Raw genomic sequence first — 14,989 nt, forward strand, 5'->3', positions numbered from 1 at the left:
ACGCCAGAATCTCCGTGTGGCACGACTGGTGAGCAGATGGAAGCTGCGCGGCCCGGGCGGATTGCTGGCCGATGACGGTCTTGCCGGGATGCTGGCGTGGCGGGCGGCGCGGGGCCTCATACGCATCCTGCTGTTTCGCATCTACCGGGTGCGTGCCACTGGCCAGCAGCGCCTGCGGGCGAACGGCCCATTGATCTACGCGCCGGTTCATCGCAGCCACCTCGACGGTCCGCTCATCGGCGGCCTCACACAGCGTCGAGTGCGCTACCTCGGCAAGGAAGAGCTCTTCCATCCCAAGCCGCTCGGCTGGTTCATGAGGGCGATCGGCACGTTCCCAGTGCGGCGCGGCGAGGCTGACCTCGACGCGATGCGTGGGGCGCTCGGATTGCTGAACGACGGAGAGGCCATGCTGGTCTTCCCGGAAGGAACACGACAGCCCTCCGACGACATCGGCCCCGTCTTCGACGGCACGGCATGGCTGGCAGCGAAGTCGGGGGCACCGGTGCTGCCGGTGGGCATCGCGGGCACACGCGAGGCGATGCCCAGCGGCGCCAAGTTCCCGAAGCGGACGCAGGTAGCGATCGTCGTGGGAGAGCCCCTCGATCCGCCGGCAGGGCCGGACGGCGGCCGCGCCAGGCGACCCGACATGACAGCGTGGACAGCGACGCTGCGAGATGCGCTCGAGGACTGCCAGCAGCGCGCACGGGCGCTGGCGAGCCAACCGGGCCGAGCCCGCACGCCCATGCGCGACCTCGTGCCGTGATCGGGCCGGATCACCGCCCACCCGTCTGGCCGAAGCCCGAGCCGGGAGCCCTCGCCGGCATCCGGATCTGCGACTTCACCGGTCAGCTGGCCGGCGCCGGCGCCACCAAGATTCTGGCCCAGCTCGGTGCGGAGGTGATCCGCATCGAAGATCCGGTCCAGCAGGGTCGCTGGGACATCCTGCGAGGCACGCAGCCCTTCGTCGGCGAGCATCGCGGCATCGAGGCCGGAGGGTCGTTCAACAACCACAACGCCGGGAAGCTCGGCATCACGCTCAACCTGCGGGACGACCGGGCGAAGGACCTGCTGCGTGAACTGGTGGCTGCGAGCGACGCGGTGACCGACAACTTCGCTGCGGGTGTGATGGAACGGCTCGGCTTCGGCTACGAGGCGCTGCGCCGGATCAAATCCGACATCGTCTATGTGTCGAACTGCGGGTTCGGCGCAGACGGGCCCTACGCCAGCTTCCGCTCATGGGGACCGATCGCGCAGGCCGTGTCCGGCCTGACGTTCCAGTCGGGGCTGCCAGACCAGCCGCCGGCGGGATGGGGCTACTCGTTCATGAACCACACAGGCGCCTACTACATGGCGATCGCGATCCTGATGGCGCTGTATCACCGGCGTCGCACCGGCGAGGGCCAGTGGGTGGATCTGGCCTGCACCGAGGCAGCGGGAACGTTGCACGGCGCCGCGTCGCTGGATTTCACGGTAAACGGCCGCCCGGCCCGGCGCAGCAGCATGCCCAACAGCAACCGGTCCCCATCGCCGGCGATGGCGCCGCACGGCATCTTCGCCTGCGACGGCGACGACGAGTGGGTGGCGATCGCCGTGCGCGACGACGAGGATTGGCAGCGCTTCGCAGACGTGGTCGGCGAACCGTGGACCGGCGACAAGCGCTGGCAGCGTCTCGCCGGTCGTTTGGCCCACGAAGACGAGCTGGAACGGTTCGTCGGCGGCTGGACCGCGAATCGCAGCAAGCACGCCGTCGGGCACCAGCTGGTCGAGGCGGAAATTCCCGCAGCGCCGGTGCTGCGCCCGAGCGAGCGCATCGACGGCGACGCACGCACGAGCGACTGGGGCATGTGGGTGACCGTGCCGCACAGCGAGGTGGGCGACACGCGGGTCGAGGGCCTGCCAGTCCGTCTGTCGGAAACCGACTGGGCGATCGGTCGTGGCGCTGCGTGCCTGGGCGAAGACAACCGGTACGTGCTGGGTGATGTGCTCGGGCGCAGCGACGATGAGATCGCCGAGCTGGCAGCCGAAGGGGTCATCTGATGGCTGCGCCCGACAACTCTGTCTCGCCGGGCCGCCGGCCCCTTGACGGGCTTCGGGTCATCGAGCTGACCTCGGAACGATGCGCCCTCGCCGGAAAGCTGCTCGCCGACATGGGCGCGGACGTGATCGTGCTGGAGCCGCCGGGCGGGTCGCCGATGCGCGCCTACGAGCCGTTCGCCGGCGACGAGCCCGACCCGGAGCAGGCGCTGTGGTGGTGGCACTACAACACGTCCAAGCGCTCGGTGGTGCTCGACCTGGACACGGCGGACGGCGCGGATGACTTCCGACGCTTGGTCGGTACGTCAGATGTGGTGATCGAAGCCGAGCCGCTCGGTCGACTCGACGCGCTCGGATTGGACTGGGGTCAGCTCGGAGGGCGAAACCGACGCACCATCTGGGTGTCGATCACCCACAACGGGCGTGACCGTCCCGACCCGCCGGCCACTGACTTGACCGTGCTGGCTGAGGGCGGACCGGTGTGGTCCTGCGGCTATGACGACCACACGATCCCGCCCGTGCGAGGCGGTGGGAACCAAGGCCTGCACATGGCGAGCCAGTACGCGGTCGTCACGCTGATGGCGGCGCTCATGTGGCGCGAGCACTCCGGTCGCGGCCAGCTCATCGAGGTGTCCATGCTCGCTGCCGCGAATGCCACCTGCGAGTTCGCGACCTACTTCTGGCTGAATCAGCAGATCGAGGTGCAGCGCCAGACAGGCCGCCACGCACTGCCACAGATCACAGATGCCACCCAAGTGCAGTGCGCCGACGGACGCTGGCTCAACACCGGCGTCCCACCCCGTCGCGGCCCGGAGTTCGCCGCATTGGCCACGTGGGTCGCCGAGCTCGGGCTGTTCGAGGAGTGCCCCTACACGGAGCTCTTGGCGCTCGGCGAGGACTACGAGCAGATCGACATCTTGCACCTCGACGCCGATCCGCTCGGCGCCGAGATCTTCGGCGCCGGACGCGACACCGTCAACTTCCTGGCCGAGCGACTCGGCGCCCATGAGCTGTTCACCGGTCTGCAGTCCATCGGCCTCGCCTGCGGCATCGTGTATTCGCCCGAGGAGATGCTGGCCGACGAGCACTTCGTGACCCGCGGTTTCCCCGTCGAGATCGATCACGACGGGACCGCAGTGACGTACCCGGGCGCGCCCTACAAGTTCTCGGCGACACCGTGGCGCGCCACACGAGCACCACGTCTCGGCGAGCACCAAGACTTGCTCGCCGACTGAGCTACTCGTCGGGGTTGTGAAAGCGAGCGGCCTTTGCCAGCTCGCGCACCTCGGCGCGCTCATCGGGCGTGAGGCACTCGAAGTCGGGTGCGTGCAGCTTGTCGGTGAGCGACTCGACCTCGTCGCGGGCGTCGGCAAGGTGGCTGACATCGGGATAGGGCTTGGGCCAGCCGAAGAATTCGGCGTTCCACTCACCCGCGGGGCCTGACAGGATCGCCTCCAGGGGACCCATGCCCAGCGCTTGGACGGCGACGGCGTGCCGGCCGAAGCGCAGCTCGCGCATGCACTGCGCCATGAAGAACGCATGTGCGGCACCGGGCTCGTCAGGCCGGGGCATGTCCCGCCAGCCGACGAAGGTCGGCGCACCCTGGGGGACTGCGGCATCCACAACCCGCTCCAGCAGTTCGCCTAAACGCTCGGCGCCTTCCATCCCGGCGAGCCGCTTCTCGCCGTACTCGGTGCAGATGTCCGCCCAGATCAGCGCCCCCTGCGACGGACTCATGACCGCACGGCCCGCTTCGGCCGCCGAGCGCATGGTGTCGGGATTCCAGAAGAACGCTGCTGCGACCACGTTGTCGACGGGACACTCGCCGAGCACGCCCAGCCGGCCGGTTGCGTATGCGCCCAGGCCCTCTGCCATGCCGCGCTGCGCAGCCTTCTCCAGCGTGCTGGGGTCCATCAGCCAGTCCATCGCCAGCATTCCCACTGAGCCGCGCATGCTGCGCGCTACCGCCGTCGTCTCCATGACCGATTTCTCCTGATCCGAGCCGGCTTGACGCTAACCGCCCGGCCTCCGGTCGTGCATGGGCTGGCGGTGGCCGTCCGCCCGGCGATGCCCGCGCAGGCTGCAGTGCCGACGGCCGCGGCCGATCGAGAATCTGCCTAACATTAGATTTTGGCCCCGACATCGGCGGCCGGACCCAGGGGGCACGTCATGCACGTCGGTTACTCGGCCGTCTTCCAGAATCCGGAGAACGCACTCTCAGACCGCGAGGTCTGGGAGCAGGAGATCCGCATGGTCGAGGAAGCCGAGGATCTCGGCTTCGACTCGATCTGGACGGTGGAGCACCATTTCACCGACTACACGATGTGTCCCGACCCGGTGCAATTCCTGACGTGGGTGGCCGGCAAGACGAACCTGCAGCTCGGCACCGCGGTGATCGTGCTGCCGTGGCACGACCCGATGCGCGTCGCCGAGCAGGTGACCGTGCTGGACAACCTCTCCGACGGCCGGCTCATCCTGGGAATCGGGCGCGGCCTGGCGCGGATCGAATACGAGGGCTTCCGGGTGGACATGAACTCCAGCCGGGAGCGATTCCTGGAGTACGCCAAGATGCTCATCGAGGGTCTCGAGCAGGGATACGTGGAGCACGACGGCGACTTCGTGCAACAGCCCCGTCGCGAGATCCGTCCCCGGCCCGAGCACTCCTTCAAGGGCCGCACCTACGCCGCCGCGGTGTCGCCCGAGGGCATGCCGCTCATGGCACAGCTCGGCATCGGCCTGCTGGTGATCCCCCAGAAGCCGTGGGAGATCGTCGAGGCCGACTTCGCCGCCTATCACGGCGAGTGGGTCAAGCACCACACCGCACCGCCGCCCCCGCCGCTGTCGGGCGGGTTCTGCTTCGTTGACACCAAAGCCGATCGGGCCGAGGAGAAGGCGATGGAGCACATCTGCAACTACTACGGCACGGTCATGAAGCACTACGAGTTCGGCCCCAAGCGGCCGCACGAGGGCGTCAAGGGCTACGAGTTCTACGAGGGCATCTCCAAGTACATCGATCGTCACGGAGCGCGTGGCGCCGCCGAGGATTTTGCCCGCCTGATGCCGTTCGGCACTCCAGATCAGGTGCTCGAGAAGATCCAGGTCATCAGGGACAAGATCGACATGGCGGCCTTCTTCCCGAATCTGAGCTTTGCCGGCATGACCTGGACCGAGGCCCGCCGCAATCGCGACCTGTTCGCCACCGAGGTGCTGCCCGTGCTCAAGGAATGGGACACCCCGCCCGTCGGCCTCGCAGCCACCGAACTCGCCACGGCTGCCGCCTAGCAGACCCAGGCGGGCCTGAGTGCCCGCACGCCCGCAGGAATGGGCGGCGCTGATCGGCCATGATGTTCGCCGCCGCGCCACCCGGGCGCAGCGAACGGGGGACAGTGCATGAGATTCGGCCTGATCTCGGCGAACTTGATGGGCAACGTCGATGGCGCTGCCGCACGCGAAACAGCCCAGACTGCAGAAGAAGTCGGCTTCGACTCGCTGTGGGCGATCGAGCACGTGGTGGTGCCGAAGTCGTACAGCTCGACCTATCCCTATGACGAGGGCGGCCGGCTCTTCAAGGGCGCCAGCCAGCTCGACCACTCCGATCCCCTCATCTGGCTGACATACGCGGCGGCTGTGACGACACGCATCCGGCTGGCGACCGGCATTCTCATCCTGCCCCAGCGCAATCCGCTGATTTTGGCGAAGGAGATCGCTTCGCTGGACCGCTTGTGCGGCGGACGCTTCGACTTCGGCATCGGCGTGGGCTGGCTGCGTGAGGAATTCGATGCGCTGGGCGTGCCGTTCGACCGCCGGGGTGCCCGCACCGACGAGTACATCGAAGCGCTGCGGGTGCTGTGGACCGAAGACGAAGCCGAGTTCCACGGCGAGTTCGTGGATTTCGACCCGGTGTACTCCCAGCCCAAGCCGATCCAGCAGCCGGTGCCCATCTTGGTCGGCGGCCACAGTGACCGCGCAGCGCGGCGCGCCGGCGAGCTCGGCGATGTGTTCTTCCCGGCCGAACGGCCGGCAGAGGTGCTGGCGGAACTATTCGAGTCCGCCCGCCGGTATGCCGAGGCTGCGGGACGCGACCCCGACGCAGTGGAGATGTGGACGACCGGCGCCACCGACCGTGCCCACCTTGATCAGCTGGTCGAGCTCGGCGTCAGCCAGGTGATGGTGCCGGGGCGGCGGCCGCCCCAGCTCGGCGAGACGTACGGGCAGATCCTGGCGGACTATGCCGATGCCTGAGATCTCGCGAGCACATCCCGCTGGACTCGAATCAAGGGAGGCGAGCGATGGCTGAGTACGGCGACGGCGACGCAATCAGCAACGAGGAGCGCGCGGCCGACCTGCACGCTCGAGCGGACGTCATCCGGCGAGACATGGGCGGCGCATCGAAAGTACGCGCCATGAACACAGAGGGCGACAAGACGATCCGCCAGCACATCGACGCCCTGCTGGACCCCGGCTCGTTCCGCGAGATCGGCACGTTCAGCCGCTCGATCCGGCCGGAGATGCGCGACATCACCCCCGGAGACGGCAAGGTCGGCGGCCACGGCGAAGTCGACGGGCGCCCCGTGACGGTCTTCGGCGACGACATCACCGTGCTGCGCGGATCGAGCGCGATTGTCGGAACCCGCAAGGAGTCCCGCCTGTACGACCGCGCACTCACCATGGGCATTCCCATCGTGCACTTCGGAGAGACGGGCGGCGGCCGCATTCCCGACCTGATGGGCTCGGAGGGAATCTCCGAGCCGGGCGCCATGTTCGAGATGGCGCAGCGACGTCACCGCGTGCCGATGGCCACCATGATCTGCGGCCAGTCCTTCGGCGGCTCGTCGTTCCTGTCGGCCATGAGCGACTACGTCGTCATGGTGCGCGGCTCGTGCCTGGCAGTCACCTCGCCGAAGGTCTTCGAGATCGCCACTGGCGAGGTGATCTCATTCGAGGACGTGGGCGGCGTGGACGTGCACTCCCGCATCACCGGGCAGATCGACCTCGGCGTCGACACCGACGAGGAGGGGTACGCGGCCATCCGGCGATGGCTGTCGTTCATGCCGACGAACGCCTGGGAGCCGGCACCGCGCGCCGAACCATGCGGCGATGACGGTCCCGACCCCGAGCTCGGCAAGATGGTGCCGGCTCGCCGCACCCGGGGTTACGACATGCGGCGGGTGGTGGCCCGCATCTGCGACCCGGGGTCGGTCTTCGAGATGCAGCCGAACTACGCCCGCAACGTCGTCTGCGCGCTGGCCCGTCTTGACGGCTACCCGGTGGGCGTCATCGCCAACAATCCGATGTTCTCCGCTGGCACGCTCGACCCGCAGGCCTGCCACAAGGTCATCCGGCTTGCGACCGTATGCGATTCGTACAACATCCCGATGGTCTTCCTCGTGGACGTGCCCGGATTCATGGTGGGCAAGCGCGTCGAGCACGACCTGATGCTGCACTGGGGCATCCGCATGATGCACGCGCTGCAGAACGCGTCCGCGCCGACGCTGACCGTGTGCCTGCGCAAGGCATTCGGGATGGCGTGGCAGGCCATGAACGGCTCCCGCATGCCGAGCCATGGCATCTACTGCTGGCCCGGCGCTGAGATCGGTTTCATGGATCCCGAGGTCGGCGTCAACGTGGCATTCGGCTCGAGGCTGGGTCGGATCGCTGATGCCGACGAGCGTGAGGCCGAGCGCCTCAAGCTCGTGGCGGAAGTCGCCGAGGCCACCAACCCCTACGAGGCGGCAGGCACCATGCGCATCGACGAGATGATCGACCCTGCCGACACCCGCCGCGTGCTCATCTCCGACATCCGGATGCTGGCCAACCGCTCGGTGCCGCCGCCCGAGCAGCGGCCGCTCAGCTACTGGCCGAGCTGCTGACGGCATCCAATGCGCGCAGGAGACTTCGAGATGCGCGTAGGGTCAGCGCAGTCGGTCTTCTTGGTGGACGAGGAGTTCTGAGCCGTGATCGATCTCGAAGGCGTCACCAAGCACTATGAAGTCGGTCCCGTGCTGGTGACAGCGCTGGCCGGCATTGACCTGCATGTCGACACCGGCGAGTTCGTGGTCGTCCTCGGTGCATCTGGCAGCGGCAAAACCACGACGCTCAACATCATCGGTGCCCTCGACGTGCCGTCATCCGGCAAGGTGGTCGTCGGGGGACGCGACCTCACCACAGCAAGCCGCAGCGAGCTCTTTGCGCTGCGGCGTGAGACGGTCAGCTTCATCTTCCAGAGCTTCAACCTCTTCCCCGGCCTGACGGCAACCGAGAACGTCGAGTTCGGCATGGACGTCTCCGGCAAGAACGGTTCGGCCAGTCCCGCCGACATCCTCGACTCCGTCGGTCTCGGCCACCGCCTGGGGCACTTTCCGCATGAGCTCTCGGGCGGCGAGCAGCAACGGGTGGCGATCGCTCGAGCACTGGCCACCGGCAACCCGGTGCTGCTCGCGGACGAGCCCACGGGCGAGCTCGACTTCAAGACCGGCGCCCAGATTCTCGAATTGCTCGCCGAGCAGGCGAACCAGGACAGGGCAGTGCTGGTGGTGACGCACAACCGCGAGATCTCCCGGATGGCCGATCGCGTCGTGGAGATGAGCAGCGGGGAAATCATCAGTGACGGTCCGCCAGAGGGCGGCAAGACCCCGCTGTCCGAGCTGCGCTGGTAGGCCCCGGGCATGAAGCTCCTCCGGCTGCGGTGGTCGCTGCGGGACGCGCGTAGACGCTGGATCCAGATAGTCGCTATCGGCTTCACGCTCGCGATCGGCATCGGGCTGTACGCAGGGCTCTCGAGCGTCACGCAGTGGCGCCTCGTCTCCATTGACAAGAGCCTCGAGGCCACCAGCATGTACGACCTGCGGGCCACGGTCAGCGAGGGCGGCGACGTGCCTGCCGGCTCGCTCGCCCGCATTGCGAGCGAGATCGACGGCATCGACCGCTACAACGAACGCCTCCTGTTCGACACCCAGGTCGAAACCGTCGCCGACGGCGAGGAATTGCTGGTGCATGGGCGCATCGTGGGCATGGACGTCTCGGGAAGCGAATCCGTGGTCAACGACGTCTACCTGATCGACGACGCTGCCCGTCCGGCGTCGGGAACCGCAACACCGCAGGTGCTGGTCACCCGGAGCTTCGCCACTTTCTGGGACCTGCCGACGAACGGCACGCTGACTGTCGGCGGCGATATCGACGTGGATTACGTCGGCGCTGCCGTGTCACCCGAATTCTTCCTGATCATCGAGGGGAACGGGTCGCTCGGCAAATCCAACCTCGCCGTGCTGTTCGCTCCGCTGGCTGCCGCGCAGGACATCTCGGGCCGCACCGGTGCCGTCAACGATCTCGTGATGACCCTGGAGCCCGGTGCCGATGCTGCGGCGGTGACCGAGCAGCTCATCGAAACCGCAGCATCGCAGGACGGTGTGCTGCTCGATGTCCTCACCCGCGAGGCCACGCCATCGTACATCGGCTTGACCGGCTCACCCGAGATCGATCAGGGCATCTACAACGCCATCTCGCTCTTGCTCTTCGTGGGAGCAGCATTCGCTGCGCTGAACTTCTCCGCGCGCATGGTCGAAGCGCAGCGCCGGGAAATCGGCAATTCCATGGCGGTCGGGGAGCGTCCCCGGTCGATCGTCATCCGGCCGTTGCTGATCGGCCTGCAGATCGGCATCATCGGCATGATCCTGGGCGTCATCGTCGGCTACGCCATTGCGTTGCAGACGGTGAGCGTCGTGCAGGAAGTCGCGTGGCTGCCGATCTTCGAGCAGCCCTTCCAAGCTGGGATCTACGGGCAGGCCATGGCGCTCGGGTTCGCCGTGCCGGTGCTTGCCGTGCTCTGGCCCGTCGTGCGCGCCGTCCGCGTGAAGCCAGTCGACGCGATCCGCTCGAGCCACCTGTCATCGCGGGGCGGGAGCCTCGGGCCCATCATCAGCCGCATCCCCTTGCCCGGCCGCAGCCTTGAGCGAATGCCGTTCCGCAACCTGATGAGGGCCCCCCGCCGGACCTTCCTGACGCTGCTGACCTTCACCATGAGTCTTGCGATCATGTTCGCCATGCTGGGGCTGGGCAGCACGTTCACGACCACGCTCGACGACGGCAACGAAGAACTGCTCGGCGGCGAGCCCGACCGCTTCACCGTGCAGATGGACTCCCTCTACCCGGTGAACTCACCACAGGTCCAAGACGTGCTCGCCAATCCGACGGTGCAATCCGGCGAGGCGGCCATGGTGCTGGGAGCCAATGTCACCGCTGCCGAGCCGGACGGAAGCGTCGACGAAACCGTCCAGCTCGACCTCGCAGTCCGCTTTGTCGACTTCGGCAGCACCGTGTGGACGCCGACCGCGACGCAGGGCTCGCTGTCTCGGGGAGCGCCCGGCATCGTGCTCGCCGACAAGGCCGCCCGCGACCTCGGCGTGGGGATCGGCGACGACGTCGTCGTGACGCATCCAGCGCTCGTCGACGGAGCGTTCACCCACAGCACTCGCATACTGCCGGTGGATGCGATCCATCCGCATCCGTTGCGGCTCAACGCCTACATGGATCTCTCGCAGACCTCGACGTGGGGCTTCGGCGGTCTCGCCAACATCGTGACCGGTGTGCCGGCTGACGGCAGCAGCCTCAACGACGTGAAGCGATCGCTGTTCGGCAGCGGCACGGGCGTGTCCTTGGTGCAGGGCCTGGGCGAGACCTTCCAGTCCTTGGAGGATTCGCTGCAGCAATCCCAGGGCGTGTTCTTCATCACGCGGATCTTCGTGATCTTCCTCGTGATGCTGATCGCGTTCAACACCGCCAACATCAGCGTGGACGAGCGCTCCCGGGACCATGCGACGATGTTCGCCTACGGGATTCCCGTGCGACGGGTGATCGCGAATCTCTCGGTGGAGGGACTGCTGCTGGGCGTCGTTGCGGTGGTGCTCGGCGGCCTGTTCGGTTACGCCATATTGCTGTGGATGGCGCTGTTCCAGATGCCGGCGGCGATTCCCGACATCGGCATGATCGTGTCGGTGAGCTGGTGGGAGATGGCGCTGTCGTTCGTGTTGGCATTGGCTGCCATCGCGTTGGCGCCGGTGTTCCCTGGGCGCAAGCTGAAGAACATGTTCATCCCTGGGCAGCTGCGGGTGATGGAGTAGGGGGCTCGTAGACCCAAGGTTGTCGTGGGAGCGATGCCGGATCGAAGTGCTGGCCGACCATGTCAAGGTCCTCGACGGACTCCACGCGTTCGAATCCGAGGCTTGACAGCAGCAGGTTGAGCACGTCAACCGGACTCTCGCCGAGAGCGAGCCGGTCGCGCAGCGTGACAGCGCCGTCTCTCTTGGCGAGGCGGCGGCCCTTGGGGCCGAGCACGAGCGGGACGTGGGCGTAAGAGGGAGCGTGGAGTCCGAGCAGGCCGGCCAGATGTGCCTGGCGTGGGGTTGACGGCAGCAGGTCGTCGCCGCGCACGACCTCGGTGATGCCTTGGGCGGCATCGTCCACGACCACTGCGAGGTTGTAGGCGGGGGTGCCGTCGCCGCGTTGGAGCACGAAATCGTCGACGATGCCCGTGTAGTCGCCGAACTGGCGGTCGGTGACGGTCAGCTCCGTAGGCCCGACGCCGTCGGCACCGGCCCGCAGCCGAAGCGCTGGGGGTCGACCACTCGCACGCTTCTGTTCGCGCTCGACACGCGACAGCTGCCGGCAGGTGCCCGGGTACGCACCCTCGGGTGAGGGTCCGTGCGGGGCAGCTGCGGCTTCGGCGATCTCGCGCCGGGTGCAGAAGCACTCGTAGGTGAGATCGCGCTCGCGCAGGTTCGCAATGGCGTCGCGGAACAGGTCCAAGCGGTCGCTCTGGCGGACCGGTTCTCCGTCCCAGTCGAGGCCGAGCGCAGCTACGTCGCGCAGCTGCGATTCATAGAACTGGGATCGCACGGCACCGTCGAGATCCTCGAATCGCCACAGGAACCGTCCGCCGGCCGAACGGGCAAACAGCCACGCCAGCAGCGCGGTCCGCAGATTTCCCAGATGCAGGTCGCCGGTGGGGCTCGGAGCCCAGCGGCCAGTCGTTTGGGCTGAACTCAAATGCTGCCCTCGGCGAGTGCCTTGATGCCCTCGATGCAGCGCGTCATATTCGCCAGATGCTCGTCCTGGCGGCGGGACAGGATGCGAGGCTCCTTGTCGGGCATCGCCGTGATGGCCATCGTGAGGCCGGACTCGCCCGGACCGATGCGCACCGTGTGGCGCAGGCGGCAGCGCTGGCCGTGCAACACGTCGATCTCGTAGCGCCAGCGGGCGCCGGCAACCTCTTCGGTCTCGCCCGTTGCCCAGCCGAAGAGGACATTCGGCTCGTACTCGGTGACGGTGAGATCGATGTTCCATTCGCCGATGGCGGGATGCTGGTTGTGGCCGATGAATTTGGCGCCTTGTGCGGGACCGTCATAGCCGGGCGCCCACTCGGCGCGCACGAATTCTTCGGAGAAGTCAGCGCCGGCATTGATGTCGCTGACGATCTCCCACACGCGTTCGGCGGGTGCGTCGATATCGATCTCCACGGTGGCACCAGGGCCCTCGCCCAGTGATCGGGCCGCCGATTCTTCGCCACGGGCCTCCCAGGTGCGACCCCAGCCGTCCACGTAGGCGATCTCATTGGCGCGCCGGCGAGGCACCGAGCCGAACTCGGTGCCCTTCGCATAGGCCAGCGGCAGCAGTGCCACTGGCGTGACCCCTTCTGGGATGCCGAGCACCTCGCGCAGTTCGTCTTCCTTGTTGAGAATGGCCGTGGTCCAGGCCGTGGCCAGGCCTCGGGCACGAGCCGCGAGGCAGAAGCTCCAGGCCGACTGCAGCACCGAGTCGAACAGGCCTGGCTTGCCGCTGTTGTCGTGAACTCCCCACACGCAGGGAATGACAATGACCGGCACGTCGGCCAGATGCTCCGCGAGGTGGAACGCCGACTTCATCACCTGCTCCATCGGGTGCCCGGTGCCCGCAGTCGCATCGCGCCCTCGCTGCATGAATGCGCCAACGACCGAGTGGTACATGTCGCCGATCGCCTGCCGCTGGGCTGGGTCGCGGATCAGCAGCCACCGTCGGCTGGCCTGGTTGCCGCCGCCGGGTCCTTGCTCGGCCACGTCAATGCAGTCGAGCACCAGGTCGTGCGGGACCTCACGCTCGAGGTCCAGCCGCAGCCGCACCGAGCGGGTGGTGGACAGCACGCCGTCGACCGACGCGAGGTCGACAGCGGTGGTGTCATAGCGGGCGGGCACATGGGGGTTCAGCTCTGGTGTCGGCATGCCGCCAGTATTGCCGTCTCGCTCAATAGTTTCTCCGGACGTGACGGGACCTCTGCGGGCTGCCGAGTGTGCATCGATCGGCTATCCCAAGCCGGCCAGCCAGCACGGCTCCCGGCCGATTACCGCCGGCGCGGTGCTCGCCACCGTCGTCCTCGCCGTGCTCGCGTACGGGTGCCTGCCGAGCAGTTGGGAGACGCAGGAGACAGCCGAACCTGCCGCTTCGGCCCGAGCGGATGCCGGCGCGGCTGCCGAGACCGCGGCTCCTGCGGCGTCGGCGACTTCCGAGCCGCTCGCGCCTGCTGCGACGGTTCGCGACTGCTCGCCGCAGGACGCGGCGAACGACTTGGCGATCGACACCGCAGATGCAGTGCTCGCAAGCGTCCAGATATCGCGCGCGCTCTACGACTGTGCCGACGAGATCGGTTTGGCGTTCGCCGACGACGCAGAGGCGATTCTCACGCTGACCGCGCGCGGGATTCGCGGACCGCTGCTGCTGATCGAGTCGTGGTCGGCAGCCGAGCCGATGACCGCAGTGCCGATGGCAGAGTTACAGCGTCTCGCCCCGGAACGGATCGTGGCGGCGGGTCTCAATGAGCAGCGTCTCGCTCAACGGCTTGCCGGCTTCGAGGTCGAGTGGGTTCCCGTCAACCCAACCGCAGCGCTGCCGCATCGAGAGGCGCCCCACCAGCGTGTGTGGATTGTCAGCGGCACCGAGCGGGCTGCGGTGCTCGGTGCCATCGGGAGGCAAGTCCACGCAGCGGCGGTGCCCGTGGCGGCGGGCGAGGATCTGCGGGCTCTGCCTGAAGCAGAACGCGAGATGCTGCGCGACGCTGCGCTTGTCGAGCTGCACGCGGACCTCGGCCCCGATGCTGCGTGGCAGCTGGAGGTCATCCGCCGCGGCGACGAAGTGCCCGGCGGCGGCCTGCTCATGTTCGAGCCCGGCCGCGCTCGCCGCCTGGTGGCCATGTACGGCCACCCGGCGACATCGCAGCTCGGTGTGCTGGGAGAGCAGGATCCGTCCGAAGGGGTGGCGCGCCTGGCCTCCATCGCGCAGGGCTATGACGCCGACGGAGCGGACGTGGTGCTCGCCTTCGAGATCATCGCCACCGTTGCGTCAGCCAGGGCCGGCCGCGACGGCGACTACTCCAACGAGACCGCTCTCGACGACATCAGGCCGTGGATCGAGGCGGCGGCCGCCAACGACATGTACGTAGTGCTGGACCTGCAGTCAGGGCGGACCGATTTTCTGACGCAGGCCAAGCACTATGAGGAATTCCTGCGACTCCCGCATGTGGGGCTAGCGCTCGACCCCGAATGGCGTCTGCGGCCCGGCGAGGTGCATCTGCAGCAGATCGGCACGGTCGATGCTGCAGAGGTCAACCAGGTGGTCCGGTGGCTGGCCGGCCTCGTCCGTGAGGAGGCACTGCCGCAGAAGCTGCTGATTCTGCACCAGTTCCGCTTCTCGATGATCACCAACCGCGAGCTCGTCGAGACCCCAGCGGAACTCGCGGTGATGATCCACATGGACGGGCAGGGCCCGATCAACACGAAATTCAGCACCTGGAATGCGTTGACCGGCGAGCCGGACGCCCACCGCTTCTACTGGGGCTGGAAGAACTTCTACGACGAGGACTTCCCCACACCCACGGCAGAACAAGTACTCGCCCAGACACCGTCGCCGTTGTTCGTCTCGTACCAGTAGCCGC

12 protein-coding genes are annotated in these 14,989 nt (G+C 67.5%); 9 read left to right on the forward strand and 3 right to left on the reverse strand.

The features are described from left to right. Positions 1-16 precede the first annotated feature (16 nt). The 3 genes from ACOGXE_RS11150 to ACOGXE_RS11160 are packed head-to-tail and all read left to right on the forward strand — an operon-like array spanning position 17 to position 3,269. Positions 17-763, forward strand: coding sequence for a lysophospholipid acyltransferase family protein (locus tag ACOGXE_RS11150; RefSeq protein ID WP_419930986.1), 747 nt, complete (start codon positions 17-19; stop codon positions 761-763). Continuing rightward, positions 760-2,037 (forward strand): CaiB/BaiF CoA transferase family protein, encoded by a 1,278-nt coding sequence (locus ACOGXE_RS11155; protein ID WP_419930987.1) that lies wholly within the window; start codon positions 760-762, stop codon positions 2,035-2,037. The genes ACOGXE_RS11150 and ACOGXE_RS11155 overlap by 4 nt, the downstream gene beginning before the upstream one ends. Continuing rightward, positions 2,037-3,269 carry a CaiB/BaiF CoA transferase family protein gene (locus tag ACOGXE_RS11160; protein ID WP_419930988.1) on the forward strand — a complete coding sequence of 411 codons (1,233 nt, stop codon included), beginning with the start codon at positions 2,037-2,039 and terminating at the stop codon, positions 3,267-3,269. The genes ACOGXE_RS11155 and ACOGXE_RS11160 overlap by 1 nt, the downstream gene beginning before the upstream one ends. 1 nt (position 3,270) lies before the next feature. Here ACOGXE_RS11160 and ACOGXE_RS11165 read toward each other — a convergent pair whose 3' ends face one another. Beyond that, positions 3,271-4,014 (reverse strand): helix-turn-helix domain-containing protein, encoded by a 744-nt coding sequence (locus ACOGXE_RS11165; protein ID WP_419930989.1) that lies wholly within the window; start codon positions 4,012-4,014, stop codon positions 3,271-3,273. A gap of 189 nt (positions 4,015-4,203) precedes the next feature. Here ACOGXE_RS11165 and ACOGXE_RS11170 point away from each other — a divergent pair, with 189 nt between their 5' ends. The 5 genes from ACOGXE_RS11170 to ACOGXE_RS11190 all read left to right on the forward strand — a co-directional run bounded on the left by ACOGXE_RS11170 (position 4,204) and on the right by ACOGXE_RS11190 (position 11,150). After that, positions 4,204-5,316 carry an LLM class flavin-dependent oxidoreductase gene (locus ACOGXE_RS11170; protein WP_419863783.1) on the forward strand — a complete coding sequence of 371 codons (1,113 nt, stop codon included), beginning with the start codon at positions 4,204-4,206 and terminating at the stop codon, positions 5,314-5,316. 108 nt (positions 5,317-5,424) lie between these two features. Continuing rightward, the gene (locus ACOGXE_RS11175; protein WP_419930990.1) at positions 5,425-6,276 is read left to right on the forward strand and encodes an LLM class F420-dependent oxidoreductase; all 852 of its coding nucleotides are present in this window, start codon (positions 5,425-5,427) and stop codon (positions 6,274-6,276) included. A 47-nt stretch (positions 6,277-6,323) separates the two neighbouring features. Next, positions 6,324-7,904 (forward strand): acyl-CoA carboxylase subunit beta, encoded by a 1,581-nt coding sequence (locus tag ACOGXE_RS11180; RefSeq protein ID WP_419930991.1) that lies wholly within the window; start codon positions 6,324-6,326, stop codon positions 7,902-7,904. A gap of 84 nt (positions 7,905-7,988) precedes the next feature. Next, on the forward strand, positions 7,989-8,690 hold the full coding sequence (locus ACOGXE_RS11185; RefSeq protein WP_419930992.1) for an ABC transporter ATP-binding protein: 702 nt from the start codon (positions 7,989-7,991) through the stop codon (positions 8,688-8,690). A 9-nt stretch (positions 8,691-8,699) separates the two neighbouring features. Further along, positions 8,700-11,150, forward strand: a complete 2,451-nt coding sequence (locus ACOGXE_RS11190; protein ID WP_419930993.1) for an FtsX-like permease family protein — start codon at positions 8,700-8,702, stop codon at positions 11,148-11,150. Here ACOGXE_RS11190 and gluQRS read toward each other — a convergent pair. Together gluQRS and ACOGXE_RS11200 are read right to left on the reverse strand one after the other, a co-directional pair. Further along, on the reverse strand, positions 11,119-12,075 hold the full coding sequence (gene gluQRS, locus ACOGXE_RS11195; RefSeq protein ID WP_419930994.1) for a tRNA glutamyl-Q(34) synthetase GluQRS: 957 nt from the start codon (positions 12,073-12,075) through the stop codon (positions 11,119-11,121). The two genes, ACOGXE_RS11190 and gluQRS, sit on opposite strands and share 32 nt — an antisense overlap. Then, complete coding sequence (locus ACOGXE_RS11200) at positions 12,072-13,283, reverse strand: nitroreductase family protein (protein WP_419930995.1); 1,212 nt, start codon at positions 13,281-13,283, stop codon at positions 12,072-12,074. Before ACOGXE_RS11200 ends, gluQRS begins: the two co-directional genes overlap by 4 nt. A 40-nt stretch (positions 13,284-13,323) precedes the next feature. Between ACOGXE_RS11200 and ACOGXE_RS11205 the strand changes: the two genes are divergently transcribed. Beyond that, positions 13,324-14,985: a hypothetical protein gene (locus tag ACOGXE_RS11205; RefSeq protein ID WP_419930996.1), complete on the forward strand. Its 1,662-nt coding sequence runs from the start codon at positions 13,324-13,326 to the stop codon at positions 14,983-14,985. Positions 14,986-14,989 lie beyond the last annotated feature (4 nt).

The organism is Candidatus Poriferisodalis sp., assembly GCF_965208555.1.
In the GTDB taxonomy this organism is placed as follows: Bacteria; Actinomycetota; Acidimicrobiia; order Acidimicrobiales; family Poriferisodalaceae; genus Poriferisodalis.

What these genes read in the sequence shown, in the direction of transcription:
- ACOGXE_RS11200 (WP_419930995.1), bottom strand. Translation starts at nt 13,283, where the DNA reads ATGCCGACACCAGAGCTGAACCCCCATGTGCCCGCCCGCTATGACACC.
- ACOGXE_RS11190 (WP_419930993.1), top strand. Translation starts at nt 8,700, where the DNA reads ATGAAGCTCCTCCGGCTGCGGTGGTCGCTGCGGGACGCGCGTAGACGC.
- ACOGXE_RS11180 (WP_419930991.1), top strand. Translation starts at nt 6,324, where the DNA reads ATGGCTGAGTACGGCGACGGCGACGCAATCAGCAACGAGGAGCGCGCG.
- ACOGXE_RS11175 (WP_419930990.1), top strand. Translation starts at nt 5,425, where the DNA reads ATGAGATTCGGCCTGATCTCGGCGAACTTGATGGGCAACGTCGATGGC.
- ACOGXE_RS11160 (WP_419930988.1), top strand. Translation starts at nt 2,037, where the DNA reads ATGGCTGCGCCCGACAACTCTGTCTCGCCGGGCCGCCGGCCCCTTGAC.
- ACOGXE_RS11170 (WP_419863783.1), top strand. Translation starts at nt 4,204, where the DNA reads ATGCACGTCGGTTACTCGGCCGTCTTCCAGAATCCGGAGAACGCACTC.
- ACOGXE_RS11165 (WP_419930989.1), bottom strand. Translation starts at nt 4,014, where the DNA reads ATGGAGACGACGGCGGTAGCGCGCAGCATGCGCGGCTCAGTGGGAATG.